Here is a 19,646-nt window from a genome sequence, read left to right as displayed (position 1 = left end):
CTGGGAGGCGGCGTCGGAGTCCTGGTCGCCGGCATGCCTTTTTCCGTCGGCGGCCCGGTTCCTCCCACCCCTCCCGGCGCGCCCTTCCCGCGCGGATCAACTACCTCGGCGCGCCTTTCCCGCGGCCCGACCACCTCGGCGCGCCCTCCCCGCGCGGATCAACTACCCCGGCGCGCCCTCCCCGCGGACCGAGCACCTCGGCGCGCCCTCCCGCGCGGATCAACTACCCCGGCGCGGATCAACGTGTCCCGAATGTGACGGGAGTGCCGGGAGTCGTCGACTTCATCCGCGCGGACCGGCCGGTGGTGCGGGCGTCCGGCGGGCTCCCATCGCGGCGCGGCGAGTCCCGGCCGGTGTGGATCCCTGCGCGGATCAACTGACCCCGAATGGGACGGGTGGGACGAGAGTCGACGATGTGGTCCGCGTCGGCGTTGATGATCCGCGCGGGAAAGGCTCGGGGCCGGGGAGGGGCGGGGTGTGCGCCGGGCCACCCTTGAAACGGGTACCGGGTAGGGGTATGTTTGGCAAAGATACCCCCAAGGGGTATCAGGGACGGAGCGGACGGACATGACCGAGCATGCGGACCACGCCGGCCACGGCTACATCCACGAGAAGGACGCGTATCTCAAGCGGCTGCGCCGGGTGGAGGGGCAGGTGCGGGGCCTGCAGCGGATGGTCGAGCAGGAGCAGTACTGCATCGACATCCTGACCCAGGTCTCCGCCGTCACCAAGGCCCTGCAGTCGGTCGCCCTCGGGCTGCTCGACGAGCACCTGAGCCACTGCGTCGTGCGCGCCGCCGCCGAGGGCGGCGACGAGGCCGAGGTCAAGATCCGCGAGGCCTCGGAGGCCATCGCCCGCCTCGTCCGGTCCTGACCGTTCGGACCGTCCGGCCCCACCGAAGGAGACCACGATGAGCACCACCACCTATGACGTCACCGGCATGACCTGCGGTCATTGCGTCGCCGCGGTCACCGAAGAGATCGGCGCGCTGGCCGGCGTCACCGACGTGTCGGTCGACCTGCAGCCGGGAACCACCTCCCGGGTGACCGTCACCAGCGACCGCCCGCTGCCCGACGAGGCCGTCCGCGCGGCGGTCGACGAGGCCGGATACGAGTTGCTCCGATGAGCCGCACCGTCGACCTGGAGATCCAGGGCATGACGTGTGCCTCGTGCGCGGCCCGGATCGAGAAGAAGCTCAACCGGATGCCCGGTGTCGAGGCGTCGGTCAACTACGCGACCGAGAAGGCGCACGTCGTGCTGCCCGACGGCACCGGCGTCGACGACGCCATCGCCACGGTCCGGGCGACCGGGTACGACGCGTCCCTGCCGGCCCCACCGGCTCCCGCGCCGACCGCCGGCCCGGGCGGCGAGGGCCGGCCGGACGCCGAGCCCGAGGTGGCCGGCTGGCGGCAGCGACTGTGGGTCTCGGCGGCGCTGACCGTTCCCGTCGTGCTGCTGGCCATGATTCCCGCGCTGCAGTTCACCTACTGGCAGTGGCTGTCGCTGACCCTGGCCGCGCCGGTCGTGGTCTGGGGCGCCTACCCGTTCCACCGCGCCGCGCTCACCAACCTGCGGCACGGCGCCGCGACGATGGACACGCTGATCAGTCTGGGCGTGCTGGCCGCGTTCGGGTGGTCGCTGTACGCGCTGTTCCTGGGCGGTGCCGGGATGCCCGGCATGACGATGACCTTCACCCTGCTGCCGGCGGCCGGCGGCGGGGCCGACGAGATCTACCTGGAGGTCGCGTCCGCGGTCACGGTGTTCATCCTCGCCGGACGGTACGTGGAGGCCAGGGCCAAGCGACGGTCGGGCGCGGCCCTGCGGGCGCTGCTGGACCTGGGCGCCAAGGACGTCGCGGTGCGCCGGGACGGTCGCGAGGAACGGGTGCCGGTCGACCGGTTGGCCGTCGGCGACGAGTTCGTGGTGCGACCGGGGGAGAAGGTGGCCACCGACGGGGTGGTGGTCGAGGGTTCGTCCGCGGTCGACACCAGCCTGCTGACCGGGGAACCGGTGCCGGTCGAGGTCGGTCCGGGCGACGCCGTCACCGGCGCCACCGTCAACGCCGGCGGCCGGCTGGTCGTCCGGGCCACCCGGGTCGGGGCGGACACCGCGCTGGCCCGGATCGCCCGGCTGGTCGAGGACGCGCAGTCGGGCAAGGCGCCGGTGCAGCGACTGGCCGACCGGGTGTCGGCCGTGTTCGTGCCGGTCGTGATCGGGCTGGCCCTGGCCACGCTGGCGTTCTGGCTGCTCACCGGGGCCAGCCCGGAGACCGCATTCACCGCCGCGGTCGCGGTGCTGATCATCGCCTGCCCGTGCGCCCTCGGGCTGGCCACGCCGACTGCGCTGCTGGTCGGCACCGGGCGCGGGGCCCAGCTGGGCATCCTGATCAAGGGCCCGGAGATCCTGGAATCCACCCGCCGCGTCGACACCGTCGTGCTGGACAAGACCGGCACGGTGACCACCGGCGCGATGCGGCTGGTCGGCGTCGTCCCGGCATCGGGACTGGCCCAGGACGAGGTGCTCCGGCTGGCCGGGGCGCTGGAGGACGCCTCCGAGCACCCGATCGCCCGGGCGATCGCCGCCGAGGCGCGGGACCGCGGCCTGACGCTGCCGCCGGTGGACGGCTTCGCGTCCACCCAGGGGCTGGGCGTGCACGGGGTCGTCGACGGGCACGCCGTCGCCGCGGGCCGGCCGGCCTGGCTGGCGCAGGAATGGTCCCAGCCGCTGGACGCCGACCTGGCCGCGGCGGTCGACAACGCCCGGCACGACGGGCAGACCGCGGTCGCGGTGGGCTGGGACGGGGCCGCCCGCGGCATCCTGCTGGTCGCCGACACCGTCAAGCCGACCAGCGCCGACGCCGTCGCCGCGCTGCGCGAGCTCGGGCTGCGGCCGATGCTGCTGACCGGTGACCACGCGGCCGCCGCGGCCGCGGTCGCCGCCCAGGTCGGCATCGACCCGGCCGACGTCGTGGCCGAGGTGCTGCCCGCCGGCAAGCTCGCCCGGATCGCCGCGCTGCAGGCGCCGGGCCGGGTGGTGGCGATGGTCGGCGACGGCGTCAACGACGCCGCGGCGCTCGCCCGGGCCGACCTGGGGCTCGCCATGGGGACCGGGACGGACGTGGCCCTCGAGGCGTCCGACCTGACGCTGGTCCGCGGCGACCTGCGCGGCGCGGCCGATGCCATCCGGCTGTCCCGGCGGACCCTGGGCACCATCAAGGGGAATCTGTTCTGGGCGTTCGCCTACAACGTGGCCGCGCTGCCGCTGGCCATGGCCGGGCTGCTCAACCCGCTGATCGCGGGTGCGGCCATGGCGTTCTCGTCCGTGTTCGTCGTCAGCAACAGCCTGCGCCTGCGGCGGTTCCGGCCCCTGGCCGCGCCGGGTCGGGCGCCCCGGTAGGAGGCCGTCATGTCCCGGAGCACCGCGGTGCTGGAAGTGTCCGGTGTGCACTGGGCGGCGTCCGGTCCGGTGACCGAGGCGGTGCTGGGCCGCCGGCCGGGCGTCGTCGACGTCGCGGCCAACCCGGTCGCCCAGACCGCCACCGTCACCTACGACGCCGACCGGACGTCGGTCGGCGAGCTGCGGGACTGGGTGCGGGACTGCGGGTACCACTGTGCCGGCCGGTCCGTGCCCGCGCACCTGTGCGACCCGCTCGCCGAGCCGGGGCCGGCGGCCGGCCCCGCCCAGCCCGACCGGGCCGTCCAGCGCGACCGGCCCGACCAGGCCGCCCACCACGATCACGCGGCCCACGGTGCCGGGTCGATGGCCGCCATGATCCGGGACCTGCGCAACCGGTTCCTGGTGGCGGCGGTGCTGTCCGTGCCGATCCTGCTGTTCTCGCCGATCGGCCGGGACGTCATCGGGTTCGACGTGCCGGCCCCCTTCGGCCTGCGGGACGACATCTTCTCGCTGATCCTGTCGCTGCCGGTGGTGTTCTGGTCGGCCTGGATCTTCTTCGACGGCGCCGGGCGGGCGCTGCGGGCCCGCACACTGGACATGATGGTGCTGGTGGCCGTCGCGGTGGCGGCGGGCTGGCTGTACAGCGTCGGGGTCACCATCGGGGGCCTGCTCACCGGGTCCACCGGCGAGGTGTTCTACGAGGCCGCATCCGTGCTGACCGCGTTCGTCCTGCTGGGCCACTGGTTCGAGATGCGCGCCCGCGGTGGCGCCAACGACGCCGTACGCGCCCTGCTGGAACTGGCCCCGCCGACGGCGGTCGTCGTCCGGGGCGGTCGGGAGGTCGAGATCCCGACCGGCGACGTGGTCGTCGGTGACCGGCTCGTCGTGCGGCCCGGGGCCCGGATCGCGGTCGACGGCGTGGTGACGGCGGGCGACTCCGAGGTCGACGAGTCGATGGTGACCGGCGAGAGCCTGCCGGTGGTCAAGCATCCCGGCGCGGAGGTGATCGGGTCGTCGGTGAACGGGTCCGGGTCGCTGCGGGTCCGGGCCACCCGGGTGGGGGCCGACACCGCGCTGGCCCAGGTCGTCGCCCTGGTGCCGGAGGCCCAGAACTCCAAGGCGCCCGGGCAGCGGCTGGCCGACCGGGCGGCATTCTGGCTCGTCCTGGTCGCCCTGGTCGGCGGCGCGCTGACCTTCGGGGTCTGGCTGGCGGCCGGCGCCGGGGTGCAGACCGCGCTGCTGTTCGCGATCACCGTCGTGGTCGTCACCTGCCCCGACGCGCTCGGGCTGGCCACCCCGACGGCGATCATGGTGGGAACCGGCCTGGGCGCCGAGCGGGGAGTGCTGGTCAAGAACGCCGCCGCCCTGGAAAACGCGGCGCACATCGACACGGTCGTGCTGGACAAGACGGGCACGCTGACCCGCGGCGAGCCGGCGGTCACCGACGTGGTCCTGTCCGGCCCTGAGACCATTGACGAGCAGACCGTTCTCGCGCTGGCCGCGGCCGTGGAGCGGGAGTCCGAGCATCCGCTGGCCCGGGCGATCGTCCGCCGGGCCGACGAGACCGGGGTGCCCCGGCCGGCGGTCACCGGGTTCCGCAGCGTGCCCGGACACGGGGCGCTGGGCGATGTCGATGGGCACCGGGTGCTCGTCGGCAGCGGCCGCCTGCTGGCCGACAACGAGGTTTCCACCGGTGATCTCGACGGCCGCCGGCGCGAGCTGGCCGAGACCGGGCGCACCGCTGTGTTCGTCGCGGTCGACGGGACGGTGGCGGCGGTGATCGCCATGGCCGACGAGCCGCGACCGACGGCCGAGTCGGCCGTGGCCGCACTGCACGGGATGGGTGTGCGGGTCGTCATGCTGACCGGTGACAACCGTGGCACCGCCGAGCGGATCGCCGGCCATCTGGGCATCGACGAGGTCATCGCCGAGGTGCGGCCGGCCGAGAAGGCGGCGGAAGTGGCCGGGCTGCAGAGCGCCGGACGGCGGGTGGCGATGGTCGGCGACGGCGTCAACGACGCGCCGGCGCTGGCCCGGGCGGACGTGGGGATCGCGATCGGCGCCGGGACCGATGTGGCCATCGAGACCGCCGACGTGGTCCTGATGCGGTCGGATCCGCTCGACGTGCCCACCGCGCTGCGGATCGGCCGCGGCACCCTGCGCACGATGCGGCAGAACCTCGGCTGGGCGATCGGGTACAACGCGATCGCGCTGCCCATCGCCGCCGGTGTGTTCATGCCGGCGTTCGGGCTCATGCTGCGGCCCGAGATCGCCGCGCTGACCATGTCCGGCTCCAGCCTGCTCGTCGCCGTCAACGCGTTGCGGCTCAAGCGCCTGCGTCTGCCCGGGCCCCGATGACCGCGTCCGGCTGTACCCGGGCCGACCGTGTCCGGCTCTGCCCGGGCTGATCGTGGCCGTCCGCTAAGCGGCCGCTAACCCGGCCCCGCGGACCGGCGCGCTGACCCGGCCCGGGGGCCGTTCAGGCCGGGTCCAGGGCCGCGGCCAGGTCCTGATGCCCGGCATGGGCGGCCCAACCGGCCGGCACGGCGTCGAACCGGCGATCGCGGATGGTGCGGTCGGCGCCGCGGGCCAGCAGCCATTCGCACATCGCGGCGTCCCCGCGCAGCGCCGCCTCGTGGAGCGCGGTGACCCGATCGGGGCCGGCGGCGTCGACCGGATAGCCGAGATCGAGCAGCCGGCCGAGCGCGGCGATGTCGGGCGACTCGGCGGCGATGCGCAACGCCTGCGGGCGGTGCCGCGGCAGATCGCCGGCCCGGTCGCGCAGCGCGGCCACCGTGGCCGCGTCACCGGCCCGGGCGGCAGCGACGAGGCGGTCCGCGTCGTCGATCCGGTCGCTGCGGCCGCCGGCCGCGGCCAGCCGGGCGGCCACCGCCGCGTGCCCGAAGCGCACCGCGACCTCGTACGCGGTCAGGTCGCCCAGCACCGGGTGATAGCCGCGGGTGTTCGGGTCGACGCCGTGCTCGAGCAGGATCCGGACCCGCCGGTCGAAGCCGTGCCGGGCGGCCGAGCGCAGGTGCTCGCCGACCATCTCTTCGGGTGACGGGTAGGCGTCGCCGAGCCGGTCCCGCCACGGCGACGGGTGGGGCCGGCCCGCGCCGTGCCGCAGCAGCGGCGGGAGGTGGGCGTCGTCCGGGCGGAACTGCCGGTTGTAGAACGCCTGGTTGTCGTTGGGGTCGGCGCCGGCGGCCAGCAACAGCTCGGCCAGCGTGGCGGCATCCGGATGCGGTGGCTCGTCCCGCTCGCCGCCGCCGAGCACGCCGGTCAGAGCGGTGAACGGCGACGGCAGACCGTGCCACAGGAATCCGCTGTTCGGGTCGGCCCCGGCGGCCAGCAGCACCCGGAGGGTGGCCACCGGGTCACCCCGGTCCAGCCGGGCGTAGCTCAGGTACAGCAGCGGGGGCCAGCGGTGCGGCCCGTCCTCGCGGTGGACCGCCGCGGGGTCGGCGGCCACCCGTTCCGCCAGCTCGGCCGCCTCACCGCAGGCCGCCATCGTCGCCGCGGACCGGGTGGCCAGGGTCGGGTCCGCGTCGAGCAGTGCCCGCGCCGGCGCGGCGACCGGCGGTTCGGTGTAGCTCAGGCAGGCGAGCCGGAGGAACCGGTCGACGTCGGAGTCCGCGGGATTGGGCTGCGGTCGCATCGCCCGGGTCAGCGCGGTCCGGGTCGCGACGTGCTCGACCAGCCGCGGCCAGCCGGCGAAGCCGTGGGCGCGGGCCAGCACCAGCTGGGCGCGGGCGAGGGTGACCGGTCCGGTTCCGGGGTCGTGGGCGTCCACGAGCGCGACGGCCTCGGGTTCACCGGCCGCGGCGGCGCGCCGCAGCTGCTTGGCCCGCCCGCGCAGCCAGTCCAGGTCGGGGCGGTCGGGCAGGGTCCAGCGGGCCGGGGTCGGCATGGTGGGGGACAAGGCAGCCTCCTTCGCGACATCCCGATGTCCGCGCGGTCGGGGGCGAAAGAGGGTGATGACGATACTGCCGTGCTCAGGTGGGCTGAGCCCTGCCCGCGGACCGGTGGCGCCCTGCCGCGCCGCCGCCGACGGTACGCCGGGCGCGGCGGCGCAGGCAATGCCGGGGTGCGCTGATCCAATGCCCACCGAATCGGGCATAACGGCGGCCGAAGTGGGTCTTCGATCAGCGCAGGGTCCCGTCGTCAGGGATCCGCTGCGCAGGATCCACCGCCGAGCTCAGGCGTGGGCGCCGTGCTCGTGGGTCCGGTGGCCGGCGGGTTCCAGCTGGAACGTGGAGTGCTCGATGCTGACCGGGAAGTGCTCGGCCACGCAGGCCTGAAGCTGGTCGAGCATCTGCGGGACGTGCCCGTCCTGGAAGCAGGAGTCGTCGACGACGACGTGGGCGGTCAGCACCGGCAGCCCGGTCGCCACCTGGGACGCGTGCAGGTCGTGCACCGCCCGGACATGATCGAGTTCGAGCAGGTGCGTGCGGACGTCGGCCAGGTCGAGGCCGCGCGGCGTGCTCTCCAGAAGCACCGAGGTCGTCTCGCGCAGCAGGGTGATCGTGCGCGGGAGGATCAGCAGGGCGATCAGGATCGAGACGATCGCGTCGGCGCGCTCGAAGCCGGTGGTGGCGATGACGATCGCCGCGACGATGACGGCCAGCGAGCCGAGCGCGTCGTTGAGCACCTCGAGGAACGCGGCCCGCATGTTGAAGTTGGCGCCCCGGCCGCCGGCCAGCACCAGCAGGGAGACGATGTTGGCGGCCAGGCCCACGATGCCGAAGACCAGCATGACGCCGGACGCCACCTCGGGCGGTGCGAACAGCCGTTGGATGCCCTCGACGAGGATGAACGTGCCGACCGCGAGCAGGATCGCGGCCTGCAGGGTGGCGGCCAACACCTCGGCCCGCAGGTAGCCCCAGGTCCGCCGGTCGGTCGGCCCGCGCCGGGCCAGCTGGGCGGCGATCAGCGCGATGACCAGGCCGGCCGCGTCGGTGAGCATGTGCCCGGCGTCGGCCAGCAGGGCCAGGCTGCCGGAGATCACCGCACCGATCACCTCGACCACCAGCACCAGCGACGTCAGCCCCAGGGCGATCGCCAGCCGGGCCCGGTGGTCGCCGCCGCCGGCGGGGCCGTGCGCATGCGCGTGGCCCCCGCTCATCGCGCGGCCTCGTTCCGCTTCGTCACGGGCTCGACAATACAGGCTTGGCTGAATCATGGCGCTGCCGCCGCCCGCCGACCACTGGACGGAAGCGGGGCCGATCTGGGATAGGTTCGCTGCGATGTCCCTGTCCTCCGCGCTCAGCCGCGCCCGGGGCACGGCGGCGCTCTTCGGCCCGGCGTTCGTGGCCGCGATCGCCTACGTCGACCCGGGCAACGTGGCCACCAACGTCACGGCCGGCGCCGTCTACGGCTACCTGCTGGTCTGGGTCGTCGTGCTGGCCAACCTGATGGCCTGCCTGGTGCAGTACCTGTCGGCCAAGCTCGGGCTGGCCACCGGGGCGTCACTGCCCGAATCGCTGCGCGACCGGCTGCCGCGGGGCGGCCGTCTGGCCTACTGGGCCCAGGCCGAGGTGGTGGCCATGGCCACCGACCTGGCCGAGGTGCTGGGCGGTGCGATCGCCCTCACCATCCTGTTCGACCTGCCGCTGCTGGTCGGCGGGGTGATCACCGCGGTGGTGTCCACCGCCCTGCTGATGGTGCAGGACCGGCGCGGGCAACGGGCGTTCGAGCGCGTCATCACCACCCTGCTGGTCGTCATCGCCGTCGGGTTCTTCGCCGGGCTGTTCGTCGACCCGCCGCCGGCCGGCGCCGTGGTCGGCGGTCTGGTGCCGGCCTTCGACGGGGCCGGCAGCGTCCTGCTGGCCGCCGGCATGCTCGGCGCGACGGTGATGCCGCACGCGGTCTACCTGCACTCGGCGCTCGCCCGGGACCGGCACGGCCGGCCGTCCGCCACCGCCCTGCCCGGCATCCTGCGCGCGACCCGGTTCGACGTGGGCGCGGCCATGCTGCTGGCCGGAGCGGTCAACCTGGCCATGCTGCTCGTCGCCGCCACCTCGCTGGGCGGGGGCACCCAGGAGCTGTCGCTGCCGGCCGCGCACGATGCCGTCGGGCAGTCCCTCGGCGGGGTCGTCGCCGCGCTGTTCGCGATCGGGCTGCTCGCCTCCGGCCTGGCCTCCACCTCGGTCGGCTGCTACGCCGGGGCCGTGGTGATGTCCGGGTTGCTGCGGCGCAGCGTGCCGCTGCTGGTCCGGCGGGTGATCACAATGGTGCCGGCGGTCGTCATCCTGGCGCTCGGCGTCGACCCTACGCTGGCCCTGGTCATCTCCCAGGTCGTGCTGTCCTTCGGGTTGCCCTTCGTGTTGATCCCGCTGGTGCTGCTGACCCGGTCCCGGGCGGTGATGGGGTCGGTGGCCAACCACCCGGTCACGACCGCGGTGGCCGTCGTCGTGGTCGCCCTGGTGATCACGCTGAACCTCACCCTGATCTGGCTGACCGTCACCGGCGCCTGACCGGGGTCAGCCGCCCGCGGCGTCCTGAAGTCGACCCTGAAGTCGACCGAGGTACAGCGGCCACCCGTTCCCGGACGCGACTGCCGCGGCCTCCCCCGGCCAGCCGTCGCCATGCCGGTCGAGGTGCCGGTGCTCGAGCTCGACCCGGGTCCGCCCGGCGTCGAGCTCGATGAACCGGATCTCGACCTCGCTGGTTCGGGACGGATCGGTCTCCACATTCCACTGCGGGCTGATGTCCCAGCTGATCACCACCCGGTGGGGCGGCTCGAAGACCAGCACGCGCGCCCAGCGGCACTCCGACCCGTCGGCGCCGCGGTCGTATACGTGGCCGCCGACGTGCGGCTCGAAAACGGTCTCGACGATCGGCACCGGCAGCAGGTTGTGGTCCCGGGGTTTGATGCGGTCGAACTGCTCCGTGAAGACCCGGAATGCGGTGTCCACCGGTGCCTGCACCTCGATGTCGGTGGTGACTGACGTGGCGGTCGATGCGGTCATGGTCGTGGCTCCTTCGTCGACTCCAGATGGGTCTGTTCGGCCAGCTCCTTGAGGTTGGCCAGGGTCGTGTGCCAGAAGCCGTCGAGTTCGGCCCGGAGGGCGGCCAACCCGGGCCGGTGGACGGCATAGATCCGTTTGGTGCCCTGGGGGTGGACGGTCACCAGGTTGGCTTCCTTGAGCACCTTGAGATGCTGGGAGACCGCGGGCCGGCTGATGGTCAGCGTGGACGACAGTTCGGTGACGGACCGGGGGCGTTCGGTCAGCCGACGGAAGATCTGGCGGCGGGACGGGTCGCCCAGCGCCGTCCACGGATCCATTGCGTCAGTGAGCACGAACGGTAAGTTAGTACTTACCGATAGTCCGGTCAAGACCGGCTGGGGAATCGGACGGGGTCAACCGGAGACCTCAGCCGCGCCAGGCGCCGCGCAGGTACTGCGGCGGGTAGGGCGCGTCGGCCGCCGGGATGCCCAGTTCGTGGGCGGCCCGCAGCGGCCAGCCGGGTTCCCGGAGCGCCGCCCGGGCCAGGTAGACCACGTCGGCCGCGCCCTCGTCGAGGATCTGCTGGGCCTGGGCCGGCTCGGTGATCAGGCCGACCGCACCGGTCGGCACGTCGGCCTTGACCTTCACGTCCCGGGCGTACGGCACCTGGTAGCCCGGGCCGACGGTGATCCGCTGCGCGGGGTCGAGCCCACCGGTCGACACGTCGATCAGGTCGACGCCGCGTTCGCGCAGGATCCGGGCCAGGTCGATGCTCTCGGCGGCGGTCCAGCCGCCGTCGATCCAGTCGGTCGCCGAGATCCGCACGGTCAGCGGCTTGTCCGCCGGCCAGACCGTGCGGACCGCGTCGAGGACCTCGAGCGGGAAGCGGATGCGGTTCGCGAACGAGCCGCCGTAGGCGTCGGTGCGCCGGTTGGTGATCGGGGACAGGAACTGGTGGAGCAGGTAGCCGTGGGCGCCGTGTAGCTCGACGACGTCGAAGCCGGCGGCGTCGGCCCGCCGGGCGGCGGCCGCGAAGGCCTCGACGGTGCCCGCGATCCCGTCCGGGGACAGCGCGTGCGGCGCGGTGTGCTCGCCGTGCGCGATCGCCGACGGGGCAACCGTGGCCCAGCCGCCGTCGGCGGGCGGAACGGTTCCGGTGCCCCGCCACGGCGCGTAGGTCGACGCCTTGCGGCCGGCGTGGGCCAGCTGCACGCCGGCGGTGGCGCCCTGGCCGTGCAGGAAGTCGACGATGCGCCGCCAGGCGGCGGCCTGCGCGTCGGTCCACAGGCCGGTGTCCTGCGGGCTGATCCGCCCCTCCGGCACCACTGCCGTCGCCTCGGTCATCACCAGGCCGAAGCCGCCGATCGCCCGGGTGCCCAGATGGGCCAGATGCCAGTCGGTGGGCACGCCGTCGACGGCGCTGTACTGGCACATCGGGGACAACCAGATCCGGTTGCGGAACGTGATACCCCGCAGGGTGATCGGGTCGAAGAGGCCGGGCATCGGAATCAGCGCTCCGGGGTCAGGCCGAGGAAGCTGCGGCCGGCGGTGGTCAGGGACGTGGGGGACAGGCCGTTGTCGACGGCGAATGCGACCGGGTGCGGCTGGGCCATGTCGAACGGGTAGTCGCTGCCGACGGCGACGCGGTCGCTCCCGGCGCGCGCGACGAGCAGGTCGAGCTCGTCCGCGTCGTGGGTGACCGTGTCCAGGAACAGGTCCCGGAACGACTCGCGCGGTCCGCGCTTGGCCGACCGGGCGACGTCGGCCCGCCGCCCGAACGCATGCTCCCACCGGCCCAGCAACCCGGGGGCGCTGCCGCCGCCGTGCACGAAGCAGATCCGCAGCAGCGGCAGCTCCTCGGCCAACCCGGAGAGCAGCAGGGACGCGACGGCGGTCGCCGTCTCGGTCGGGTTCCCGATCAGGTTGGCCAGGTAGTACGAGGACCATTCCGGCCGGGGCAGCTGCATCGGGTGCACCAGCACGGCCAGGTCCAGCTCGGCCGCGCCGGTGACCACCGCCCGCAGCGCGCCCCGGTCGAGCGACTCCCCCCGCAGCAGCGGGGGAATGGCCACCCCGGCGATCCCCGGCATCCGGGCGAGGTCCGCCAGATCGTCCCGCACCGCGGACTCGTCGTGCAGGCGGACCAGTCCGAGACCGGCCAGCGCGCCGTCGCTGTCGGCCGCCACCCGGGACAGCGCGTCGTTGAACGAGGCGACGTAGTCGGTGGCGTCGTGGCCCGCGGCGGGGTCGCCGACCGGGAACGCGAACGGCGGCGCGGACAGCACCCGCACGCCGATCCGGGCGGTGTCCATGTCGGCCCGGACGGCGGCCACGTCGCTCATCGCGGTCGCCGCGATGGACAGCGGCACCTCGCCCAGGTGCAGCTCGCCGTCTAGATCGGTCAGCGCGCCGTAGGGGGCGCCGGGTGGCAGGTGAAACAGCTCGCGGGGCAGCCAGTGGGCGTGCACGTCCACCACCCCGTCCGCGACGGGCCCGATCACGACAGGTCCAGCGGTGCGTTGTCGCCGTCCAGGTGCTCGACGGTGGTGAAGACCAGCTCGGTGTCGCCGACGTTCTCGATGTCGTGCAGCAGGTACTCGCCGGGACCGAAGTGGAAGTACCGGGTCTCGCCGGCGGTGTAGCCGACCTCCCGGGTCGTGCCGTCGAACGTGTGCTGCCGGCTGGTGCCGGCGGTGACGGCCGTCCAGAAGTAATCGAGCACGTGCCGGTGGGCGTGCCAGCGCTCACCCGGGGCCAGCCGGATCTCCCAGACCCGGGCCCGGGGCGTCTGGGCCAGCAACCGGGACCCGACATGCCCGTCGTGGGAGTGGCTCTCGAACTCGGCGTGCAGCTCGGGGGTCCACCCGGCGAAGTCGGTGCCGATCAGCGTGCCGGCCAGCGGCAGGTCGGCCAGGAAGGTGGTCATCGGGTCTCCTCGGAAAGGGTCGGTGGGGGTCGGCGTCGACGGATCGCTCAGCGGCCGGGCGCGTACAGCCCGAAGCGCAGGGATGGGTCGCCGGGGGTCCAGGTGCCGCGGAACTGGGCGCGCTCGCCCATGTCGACGACGCGTTCCAGCAGCGCGGCGGACAGGGCCAGCTGGGCCGGCTCCCACTTGCGCAGCGCGGCGGTGATGTCGCCGTCGGACTGCTGCAGGGCGTCGTGCAGGGCCCAGGCGTCGGCGGCCGCCTTGGCCGTCCCGGCCGCGGCGTGCGGCCGGGCCGCGCAGGCGGCGTCGCCGATCAGGGCGACCCGACCGTCGGCCATCTTCGACGACCGGACGTCCTGCACCACCTGCACGTACGGGGTGGCCGTCCCGGTGACCACCTCGGCGATGGCCGGGCCGAACACCTGCGCGGCGGTGGCCCGCATCTCGTCGACGAACCGATCCTGCACCTGCCCCGGATGGATGGACACCGATCCGGTGAAACCCCGCTTGTCGACGAGCATCTCGGACAGGTCCGGGCCGGCCGGCACGTTGCGGTACCAGACGTAGTTCATCAGCCGGTCGGCCGGGCCGACGCCGTTCTCGCCCGGGATCGGGTACATCGTGATGTGCGAGTTCGGCACCACGGTGTAGCTGATGGCGTCGGCCAGCGTGGCCCGGGCGTGGGCGGACAGCGCGTGCTCCGGCACGGTGCCGCGCCAGCCGACGTAGCCGGAGTAGCTCATGGTCGCGGTCGGGTCGATGCGGCCCCGGGCCATGGAGGTGATGCCGTCGGCGAACACCACCAGGTCGGCGCGCTCCGTCCGGCCACTGACGAACCTGACCTGGACACCGTTCTCGTCCTGGTCGAAGCCGGCGGCGAACTCGCCCAGCACGTACCGGTCGAGCCCGAAGTCGTCGAGCAGGGCGCGGTAGAAGGTGCCCCAGGCGGTGTAGCTCCAGGTCCGCTCCTCGCGGTGGACCACCGTGTCGGTGCCGTCGAGGTACTGCACCCACCGGGTGCTGGTCGACAGCGCCGCCGGGTTCTGGCGGCTGCGTTCGGTGAACCAGCGCAGGGTGTCCGGTTGGAGCACGATGCCGCTGCCACGGCCGTCCAGCACGGCCGGGGTGCGCTCGAGAACGGTGACGTCGAAGCCGACGTCGCGCAGCAGCAGGGCGGTGGTCAGGCCCCCGATGGACCCGCCGATGACGAGGGCGCGGGCGCCGGCGTAGCTGGTCATGACGTGTGCTCCTGGGAGGTGGCGGCCGCCTCGACGGGGGCCGGGCCGGCGGGTGGGGGAGGGGTGATGCCGGGATCGCTCGGCAGGGGCGCACCCTTGGTCTCCGGCGCGAACGCCAGCCCGACCAGCGCGATCACGCCGAACGCCGCCACGCAGGTGGTGGCCAGGCCCAGGTCGCCGCCGAACCAGGAGGCGGCGATGACGCCGGCGATGAGCGGGCCGGCCGCGGTGATGTAGCGGCCGACGCTGTTGGCCAGCGCCATGCCGGTGGCCCGCACGCTCGGCGGGAAGATCTCCGGGCCGTAGACGAACGTGCCGGACAGTGCGCCGAACAGGCCGAAGCCCAGCACCGGCATCGTGAGCAGGAACGTGGTGAAGGTGTGTTCGAACGGGAACAGGAAGGCGATGCTCACGGCCGAGACCGCGAAGCTGATGGCGAACGCCTTGCGCCGGCCGATGGCGTCGGCCAGGAAGCCCCAGGTGGCGTACCCGAGGACGCCGCCGGCGTTGAACAGCATGGAGGCCAGGGCGACCCGGCCGTTGGCGACGTCGGCCGGCAGCGACTCGGCGGCCGCGGCGACCCGGATGATCTGCGGGTACCAGGTCGAGACGCTCCAGAAGGCGATCAGCGAGCCGGTGGCCAGGGCGGTGCAGATCAGCGTGTTGCGCAGCAGCGGCGGCCGGACCAGCCGGGCGAGCACGAAACGGTCCTGCTCGTGCCGGGTTCCGGTCTCCTTGCGCCGGCGACGGGCGCTGATCGCCGAGGTGATCTCGGGCGGCTCGGGCACGTACCGGCGGATGAACCAGACCAGGATCGCGGGGACCACGGCCAGGCTCAGCATGATGCGCCAGCCCTGGCTGCCCAGGACCGCGTAGGCCAGGGCGGCGATGAAGAAGCCGGCCGCGTACCCGGACATCATCACGCCACAGGCCTTGGCGCGGTACCGGTTCCGCCAGACCTCGGCGACCAGGGCGGCGCCGACGGGGGCCTCGACCCCCGAGCCGAGACCGGCGACGAACCGCAGGATGCCCAGCTGCCACCAGGTGTCGGCGAATGCGGCGGCCGCGGTGAACACCGCGTAGGTCAGGATGCCGATGGACAGCACCCGGGTCCGGCCGAAGTAGTCGGCCAGCACCCCGAACAGGATGCCGCCGGTCGCCCAGCCGGCCAGGAACAGCGCGACGGTCAGCCCGCCGTACAGGCCGATGCTGGCGGGACTGGCCGGGATACCGCTGTTGGGCAGCAGTTCGGTCATCGCCGGGCCGAGCACCAGGGCGTAGAGGCTGCCGGCGAAGCCGTCCAGCGCCCAGCCCAGGGTGGTGCCCAGCAGCACCAGCCATTGCACTCGGGTGATCTCGGTGCGCCAGGTCCCCGGCGCCGGGGTGGTGGGCATGCCCATGGGGGGAGCTCCTCGGGTCGGCGGCGCGTCGTCGCGGCCGCCAGGGACGAAGGGGGGAGTCGGGGTGATCAGTTGAGCCGGCCGGGGTCGGCCTGGCCGTACCAGTCGACGTCGTCGGCGGCGGTGCGCACGACGACGGTCTTGATCCAGGTGAAGTCGTCGAAGGATTCGGTGCCGGCGTCCTTACCGATGCCGGACTCCTTGATGCCGCCCCACGGCAGGGACGGCTCGAGCCGGTGATGGTCGTTGACCCAGACCATCCCGGCCACGATCCGGTCGGCGACCCGGTGCGCGCGGGCCAGGTCCCGGGTCCACACCCCCGCACCGAGGGCGAACCGGTTGTCGTTGGCCATGGCAATCGCGTCGGCCTCGGTGTCGAACGGGACGACGGCGGCCACCGGCCCGAAGATCTCCTCCTGGGCGACCCGCATGCCGTTGTCGACATCGGCCAGCACCGTCGGCCGGAGGTAGAAGCCCCGGTCCAGCGGCGCCGACAGGTCGGGGATCGTGCCGCCGGCGGCGACCCGGGCGCCCTCTTCGCGGCCGATCTGCACGTACCGCAGCGCCTTGTCCCGCTGGGCGGCGCTGATCAGCGGGCCGAGCTGGGTGGTGGGCAGCGCCGGGTCGCCGATCCGGATGGCGTTCGCGCGGGCGGCGAGGGCGTCGACGAAGGCGTCGTAGATGCCGCGCTGCACCAGGAAGCGGGACCCGGCGACGCAGGATTGGCCGGCCGCGACGAACGCCGCGAACGCGGCCCCCTCGGCGGCGACGACCGGGTCGATGTCGTCGAAGACGGCGATGGGGGTCTTGCCGCCGAGTTCGGCGGTCACCCGGGCGAACCGGGCGGCGGTGGACAGCGCGGCCGCCCGACCCGCCTCGGTGCCGCCGGTGAGGGTGATCTTGGCGATGTCGGGATGACGGGTGAGGCGTTCACCCGCCTCCCGACCGCCCGTCACCACGTTCACCACGCCGGCCGGCAGGCCTGCGGCGTGCAGGATCTCGACCAGGGCCAGCGTGGTGAGCGGGGTGAGTTCGGAGGGCTTCACCACCACCGTGTTGCCGGTGGCCAGCGCCGCGGACAGGCTGCGGGCCAGGATCAGCATCGGATGGTTGAACGGGGTGATGATGCCGCAGACGCCGAGGGGGGCCCGGCGCTGGTAGGTCAGGTACTCGCCGTCGCTGGGCAGCACGGCGTCGCGCTGTGCGACGAGCAGCCCGGCGTTGTAGCGGAACCACTCGGGCACCCGGGCAAGCTGGGCGCGGGTCTCGGTGATCGGCCGGCCGTTGTTGCGGGTCTCCAGTTCGAAGAGTTCTCCACTGTGGTCTTCCACGGCGTCGGCCAGCGTCAGCAGCAGCCGGGCCCGCTTGCTGCGCGCCATCGTCGGCCACGGCCCGGTCTCGAACGCGTCCTTGGCCGTCGCGACGGCCGCGTCGACCTGCGCCGCGCCCTGCTCGGGGACGGTCGCGATGACCTCGCCGGTGGCCGGGTTGATGATCGACCGCATGGGCCGAGCCTGCGGCACGGGCCCGACGCCCGCCACGGGAGCGGGGTGAACGGGAGCAACGCTGGTATCCGTCATTGGATCGCCTCTCGGCCGGTGCTGTCGGGCTGGAATGACGAGAAGTATTCAGCGACCGGTGCGCGCGATCTATGGATTGCGAACCACTGTCTCTTCACTTCGATGTGCGCCGGCACATAGGCTGACGGGGTGCTCGTCGAAGAACCCGGGCTGACCGAGGTGCGCCGGTGGCTGGTCGCCGCCGATCGACTGACCCGTGCGGTCAATTCACCGGCCGGCCTGCGGGACGTCCTCGATCTGGTCGCCGAGACCGCCCGGGACCTGCTGGGCTACGACTTCTGCGCGGTCCTGCTGCCCGATCCGACCGGCGGGCACCTGGTCATCACCGGGTGGAGCGGGCTGTCGGACGAGTACGTGGCCAGCGTCAACGCCGACCGGCCGGTGCGGCTCGCGCTGGACGGGCAGGGGCAGGCGCCGTCGGGCCGGGCGTTCTCGTCGGGCCGGGTGGTGGCGATCGCCGACATCACCGCGGAGCCGCAGTTCGGGCCGTGGGGCGGGGTGGCGCGGGATCAGGGATACCGGGCGATGGTGTCGGTCCCGCTGGTCGCCGACGGCACGGTGCTCGGCACGCTCAACGGCTATCACGCCCGGGTGCACACCTTCGCCGGGGACGAGGTCGAGCGGTTGACCATGCTGGCCGGCCACGCCGCGATCGCGCTGAGCACGGCCCGGCTGGTCGACCGCCTGCGGGACCAGGCCGATCTGCTGGCCCGGTCCGAACGCATCCACCGGCAACTGCTCGACGTCGCCCTCGGCGGCGGCGGGCTGGGGGGCATCGCCGACTCGCTCGCCGAGCTGATCGGGCGGCCGGTGCTCATCGAGGACGGCGCCGGCCGGGTCGCCGCGGCCAGCGGGTCGGAGGTGGAGCTGCCCGGTCCGGAGCTGCGGCGGTCCGTCCCCGTCGGCGACGGGGCCGGGCGGCCGGGGGACGGTCCGGTCCGGAGCGGATGGAGTGACGGGGACGAATGGCCCGGCGGCGACCACGGTGGCGAGGGTGCCGGCGAGGTGGTGCCGGACGGTGGGGCGGGGCGGCCCGGGGCGGCCGGCTTCCGCGTCTGGTCGGTGCCGGTCGCCGGCGAGGTCGCGGCGCGGATCTGGGTGCCGGGCGGCGAGCTGACACCGCTGGACCGGCGGGCCGTCGAGCACGCGACCCTGGTGGTGTCGTTGGAGCTGGCCCGGCTGCGGACCGGAGTCGAGGTCGAGCTGCGGGTGCGGGGCGAGTTGCTGACCGACGTGCTCGGCGGGGCCGCGGTGGACTCGATCGCGATCCGGGATCGCGCCCGCCGGCTCGGGCACGACCTGTCGGGGCCGGCCGTGGTCATCGTCGGGCGGGCCGAGCCGGTCGATCCCGGGCGCCGGCCGGTCGTCGATCAGCGGACCCTGGCCGCCGTCGCCGACCTCGCGGCCGGCTACCGGCCGCGACCGTTGGTGGGTGCGCAGCGGGGGCTGGTGGTCGTGTTGTGGCCGGCCGGACCCACGGTGCCCAGGGTGCCCACGGTGCCGGTCGCGGCCGGGGCGGGGTCACCGGGCGGTCCGGAGCCGGCCGCGGTCGTCGCCGCGGCCGAGCAGGTGCGCCGCGCGATGCGATCGGTGCCGGGGGTCGCGGCGGCCACCGTCGCGGTGGCGGGTCCGGTGGCCGGCCACCCGCAGGCGTTCCGGACCGCCCGTGGGGCCTGGGAGCTGGCCGTGGCCGGCGGCCGGCACGACACCACCGTGACCTTGCACGGGCTCGGCGTCGCCGGGCTGCTGCTCCAGCTGGACGACACGGCCCAGCTGCTCGAGTTCGCGGACCGCACCCTCCACGCGGTCCGCGCGCACGACGCCGCGCGCGGCACGCGCCTCCTGGCCACCCTGCGGTACTACCTCACGCACGGGCAGAGCCGGACCGGGACCGCCGCCGCGCTGCATCTGCACCCGAACACCGTCACCCAGCGGCTGGCCCGCATCCAGGCCCTGACCGGACTGGACCTCACCGACCCGGCGGCCGTGGTGCAGATGCGCGCGGCCGTGCTGGTGCTGGACGTGGCTCGGGCCCGATCGGACACCGGTACCGATGAGTGACCGATGGTCGGAGGGCGGTCCGGACGACACCGGAGGGCCGAGCCCGGCCGCGCCGGACCCCGCGCCGGCCAGGCGCGCCGCGCCCGATCCGGCCC

The 19,646-nt window shown here is 74.0% G+C and carries 16 protein-coding genes; 6 read left to right on the top strand and 10 right to left on the bottom strand.

Annotated features, from left to right (window positions below):
* Positions 1-567 precede the first annotated feature (567 nt).
* From ACOJUF_RS17660 to ACOJUF_RS17645, 4 genes are read left to right on the top strand one after another with little or no spacing between them, the layout of a single operon-like run.
* Positions 568-873 (top strand): metal-sensitive transcriptional regulator, encoded by a 306-nt coding sequence (locus tag ACOJUF_RS17660; protein WP_420123131.1) that lies wholly within the window; start codon positions 568-570, stop codon positions 871-873.
* Positions 874-910: 37 nt separating this feature from the next.
* On the top strand, positions 911-1,126 hold the full coding sequence (locus tag ACOJUF_RS17655) for a heavy-metal-associated domain-containing protein (RefSeq protein ID WP_420123130.1): 216 nt from the start codon (positions 911-913) through the stop codon (positions 1,124-1,126).
* The gene (locus tag ACOJUF_RS17650) at positions 1,123-3,396 is read left to right on the top strand and encodes a heavy metal translocating P-type ATPase (RefSeq protein WP_420123129.1); all 2,274 of its coding nucleotides are present in this window, start codon (positions 1,123-1,125) and stop codon (positions 3,394-3,396) included. The genes ACOJUF_RS17655 and ACOJUF_RS17650 overlap by 4 nt, the downstream gene beginning before the upstream one ends.
* 9 nt (positions 3,397-3,405) lie before the next feature.
* A complete protein-coding gene (locus ACOJUF_RS17645; RefSeq protein ID WP_420123128.1) occupies positions 3,406-5,754 on the top strand; it encodes a heavy metal translocating P-type ATPase in 2,349 nt (782 codons plus the stop codon).
* A gap of 121 nt (positions 5,755-5,875) precedes the next feature.
* Here ACOJUF_RS17645 and ACOJUF_RS17640 read toward each other — a convergent pair whose 3' ends face one another.
* Together ACOJUF_RS17640 and ACOJUF_RS17635 are read right to left on the bottom strand one after the other, a co-directional pair.
* Positions 5,876-7,318, bottom strand: coding sequence for an ankyrin repeat domain-containing protein (locus ACOJUF_RS17640; RefSeq protein WP_420123127.1), 1,443 nt, complete (start codon positions 7,316-7,318; stop codon positions 5,876-5,878).
* 276 nt (positions 7,319-7,594) lie between these two features.
* Positions 7,595-8,521 carry a cation diffusion facilitator family transporter gene (locus ACOJUF_RS17635; protein WP_420123126.1) on the bottom strand — a complete coding sequence of 309 codons (927 nt, stop codon included), beginning with the start codon at positions 8,519-8,521 and terminating at the stop codon, positions 7,595-7,597.
* 121 nt (positions 8,522-8,642) lie between these two features.
* Between ACOJUF_RS17635 and ACOJUF_RS17630 the strand changes: the two genes are divergently transcribed.
* Entirely contained in the window at positions 8,643-9,872 is a 1,230-nt protein-coding gene (locus ACOJUF_RS17630) for an Nramp family divalent metal transporter (protein WP_420123125.1), read from the top strand.
* Positions 9,873-9,878: 6 nt separating this feature from the next.
* On the opposite strand, the gene ACOJUF_RS17625 is transcribed toward ACOJUF_RS17630, so the two are convergent.
* The 8 genes from ACOJUF_RS17625 to ACOJUF_RS17590 form a co-directional block, all read right to left on the bottom strand.
* Positions 9,879-10,367 carry an SRPBCC family protein gene (locus tag ACOJUF_RS17625; protein ID WP_420123124.1) on the bottom strand — a complete coding sequence of 163 codons (489 nt, stop codon included), beginning with the start codon at positions 10,365-10,367 and terminating at the stop codon, positions 9,879-9,881.
* The gene (locus ACOJUF_RS17620; protein ID WP_420123123.1) at positions 10,364-10,699 is read right to left on the bottom strand and encodes an ArsR/SmtB family transcription factor; all 336 of its coding nucleotides are present in this window, start codon (positions 10,697-10,699) and stop codon (positions 10,364-10,366) included. The genes ACOJUF_RS17625 and ACOJUF_RS17620 overlap by 4 nt, the downstream gene beginning before the upstream one ends.
* A 73-nt stretch (positions 10,700-10,772) precedes the next feature.
* Positions 10,773-11,849, bottom strand: coding sequence for an NADH:flavin oxidoreductase/NADH oxidase (locus tag ACOJUF_RS17615; RefSeq protein ID WP_420123122.1), 1,077 nt, complete (start codon positions 11,847-11,849; stop codon positions 10,773-10,775).
* Positions 11,850-11,854: 5 nt separating this feature from the next.
* Complete coding sequence (locus tag ACOJUF_RS17610; RefSeq protein ID WP_420123121.1) at positions 11,855-12,847, bottom strand: amidohydrolase family protein; 993 nt, start codon at positions 12,845-12,847, stop codon at positions 11,855-11,857.
* Positions 12,844-13,272, bottom strand: coding sequence for a hypothetical protein (locus ACOJUF_RS17605; protein ID WP_420123120.1), 429 nt, complete (start codon positions 13,270-13,272; stop codon positions 12,844-12,846). The genes ACOJUF_RS17610 and ACOJUF_RS17605 overlap by 4 nt, the downstream gene beginning before the upstream one ends.
* A 47-nt stretch (positions 13,273-13,319) precedes the next feature.
* Entirely contained in the window at positions 13,320-14,510 is a 1,191-nt protein-coding gene (locus ACOJUF_RS17600) for an FAD-dependent monooxygenase (protein ID WP_420123119.1), read from the bottom strand.
* Entirely contained in the window at positions 14,507-15,910 is a 1,404-nt protein-coding gene (locus tag ACOJUF_RS17595) for an MFS transporter (protein WP_420123118.1), read from the bottom strand. The genes ACOJUF_RS17600 and ACOJUF_RS17595 overlap by 4 nt, the downstream gene beginning before the upstream one ends.
* Before the next feature lie 68 nt (positions 15,911-15,978).
* Positions 15,979-17,415 (bottom strand): aldehyde dehydrogenase, encoded by a 1,437-nt coding sequence (locus ACOJUF_RS17590; RefSeq protein ID WP_420123117.1) that lies wholly within the window; start codon positions 17,413-17,415, stop codon positions 15,979-15,981.
* A gap of 204 nt (positions 17,416-17,619) precedes the next feature.
* Here ACOJUF_RS17590 and ACOJUF_RS17585 point away from each other — a divergent pair, with 204 nt between their 5' ends.
* Positions 17,620-19,551 (top strand): helix-turn-helix domain-containing protein, encoded by a 1,932-nt coding sequence (locus ACOJUF_RS17585; protein WP_420123116.1) that lies wholly within the window; start codon positions 17,620-17,622, stop codon positions 19,549-19,551.
* Positions 19,552-19,646: the final 95 nt, after the last annotated feature.

This window comes from Nakamurella sp., assembly GCF_048594475.1.
In the GTDB taxonomy this organism is placed as follows: Bacteria; Actinomycetota; Actinomycetes; order Mycobacteriales; family Nakamurellaceae; genus Nakamurella.
The sequence above is the reverse complement of the archived record's forward strand: the minus strand, read 5'-3'. Positions and strand labels throughout refer to the sequence as shown.

Excerpts from the sequence above, each read along its gene's own strand:
- ACOJUF_RS17625 (WP_420123124.1), bottom strand. The coding sequence starts at position 10,367 with ATGACCGCATCGACCGCCACGTCAGTCACCACCGACATCGAGGTGCAG.
- ACOJUF_RS17600 (WP_420123119.1), bottom strand. The coding sequence starts at position 14,510 with ATGACCAGCTACGCCGGCGCCCGCGCCCTCGTCATCGGCGGGTCCATC.
- ACOJUF_RS17605 (WP_420123120.1), bottom strand. The coding sequence starts at position 13,272 with ATGACCACCTTCCTGGCCGACCTGCCGCTGGCCGGCACGCTGATCGGC.
- ACOJUF_RS17595 (WP_420123118.1), bottom strand. The coding sequence starts at position 15,910 with ATGGGCATGCCCACCACCCCGGCGCCGGGGACCTGGCGCACCGAGATC.
- ACOJUF_RS17635 (WP_420123126.1), bottom strand. The coding sequence starts at position 8,521 with ATGAGCGGGGGCCACGCGCATGCGCACGGCCCCGCCGGCGGCGGCGAC.
- ACOJUF_RS17660 (WP_420123131.1), top strand. The coding sequence starts at position 568 with ATGACCGAGCATGCGGACCACGCCGGCCACGGCTACATCCACGAGAAG.
- ACOJUF_RS17645 (WP_420123128.1), top strand. The coding sequence starts at position 3,406 with ATGTCCCGGAGCACCGCGGTGCTGGAAGTGTCCGGTGTGCACTGGGCG.
- ACOJUF_RS17590 (WP_420123117.1), bottom strand. The coding sequence starts at position 17,415 with ATGCGGTCGATCATCAACCCGGCCACCGGCGAGGTCATCGCGACCGTC.
- ACOJUF_RS17630 (WP_420123125.1), top strand. The coding sequence starts at position 8,643 with ATGTCCCTGTCCTCCGCGCTCAGCCGCGCCCGGGGCACGGCGGCGCTC.
- ACOJUF_RS17655 (WP_420123130.1), top strand. The coding sequence starts at position 911 with ATGAGCACCACCACCTATGACGTCACCGGCATGACCTGCGGTCATTGC.
- ACOJUF_RS17650 (WP_420123129.1), top strand. The coding sequence starts at position 1,123 with ATGAGCCGCACCGTCGACCTGGAGATCCAGGGCATGACGTGTGCCTCG.
- ACOJUF_RS17615 (WP_420123122.1), bottom strand. The coding sequence starts at position 11,849 with ATGCCCGGCCTCTTCGACCCGATCACCCTGCGGGGTATCACGTTCCGC.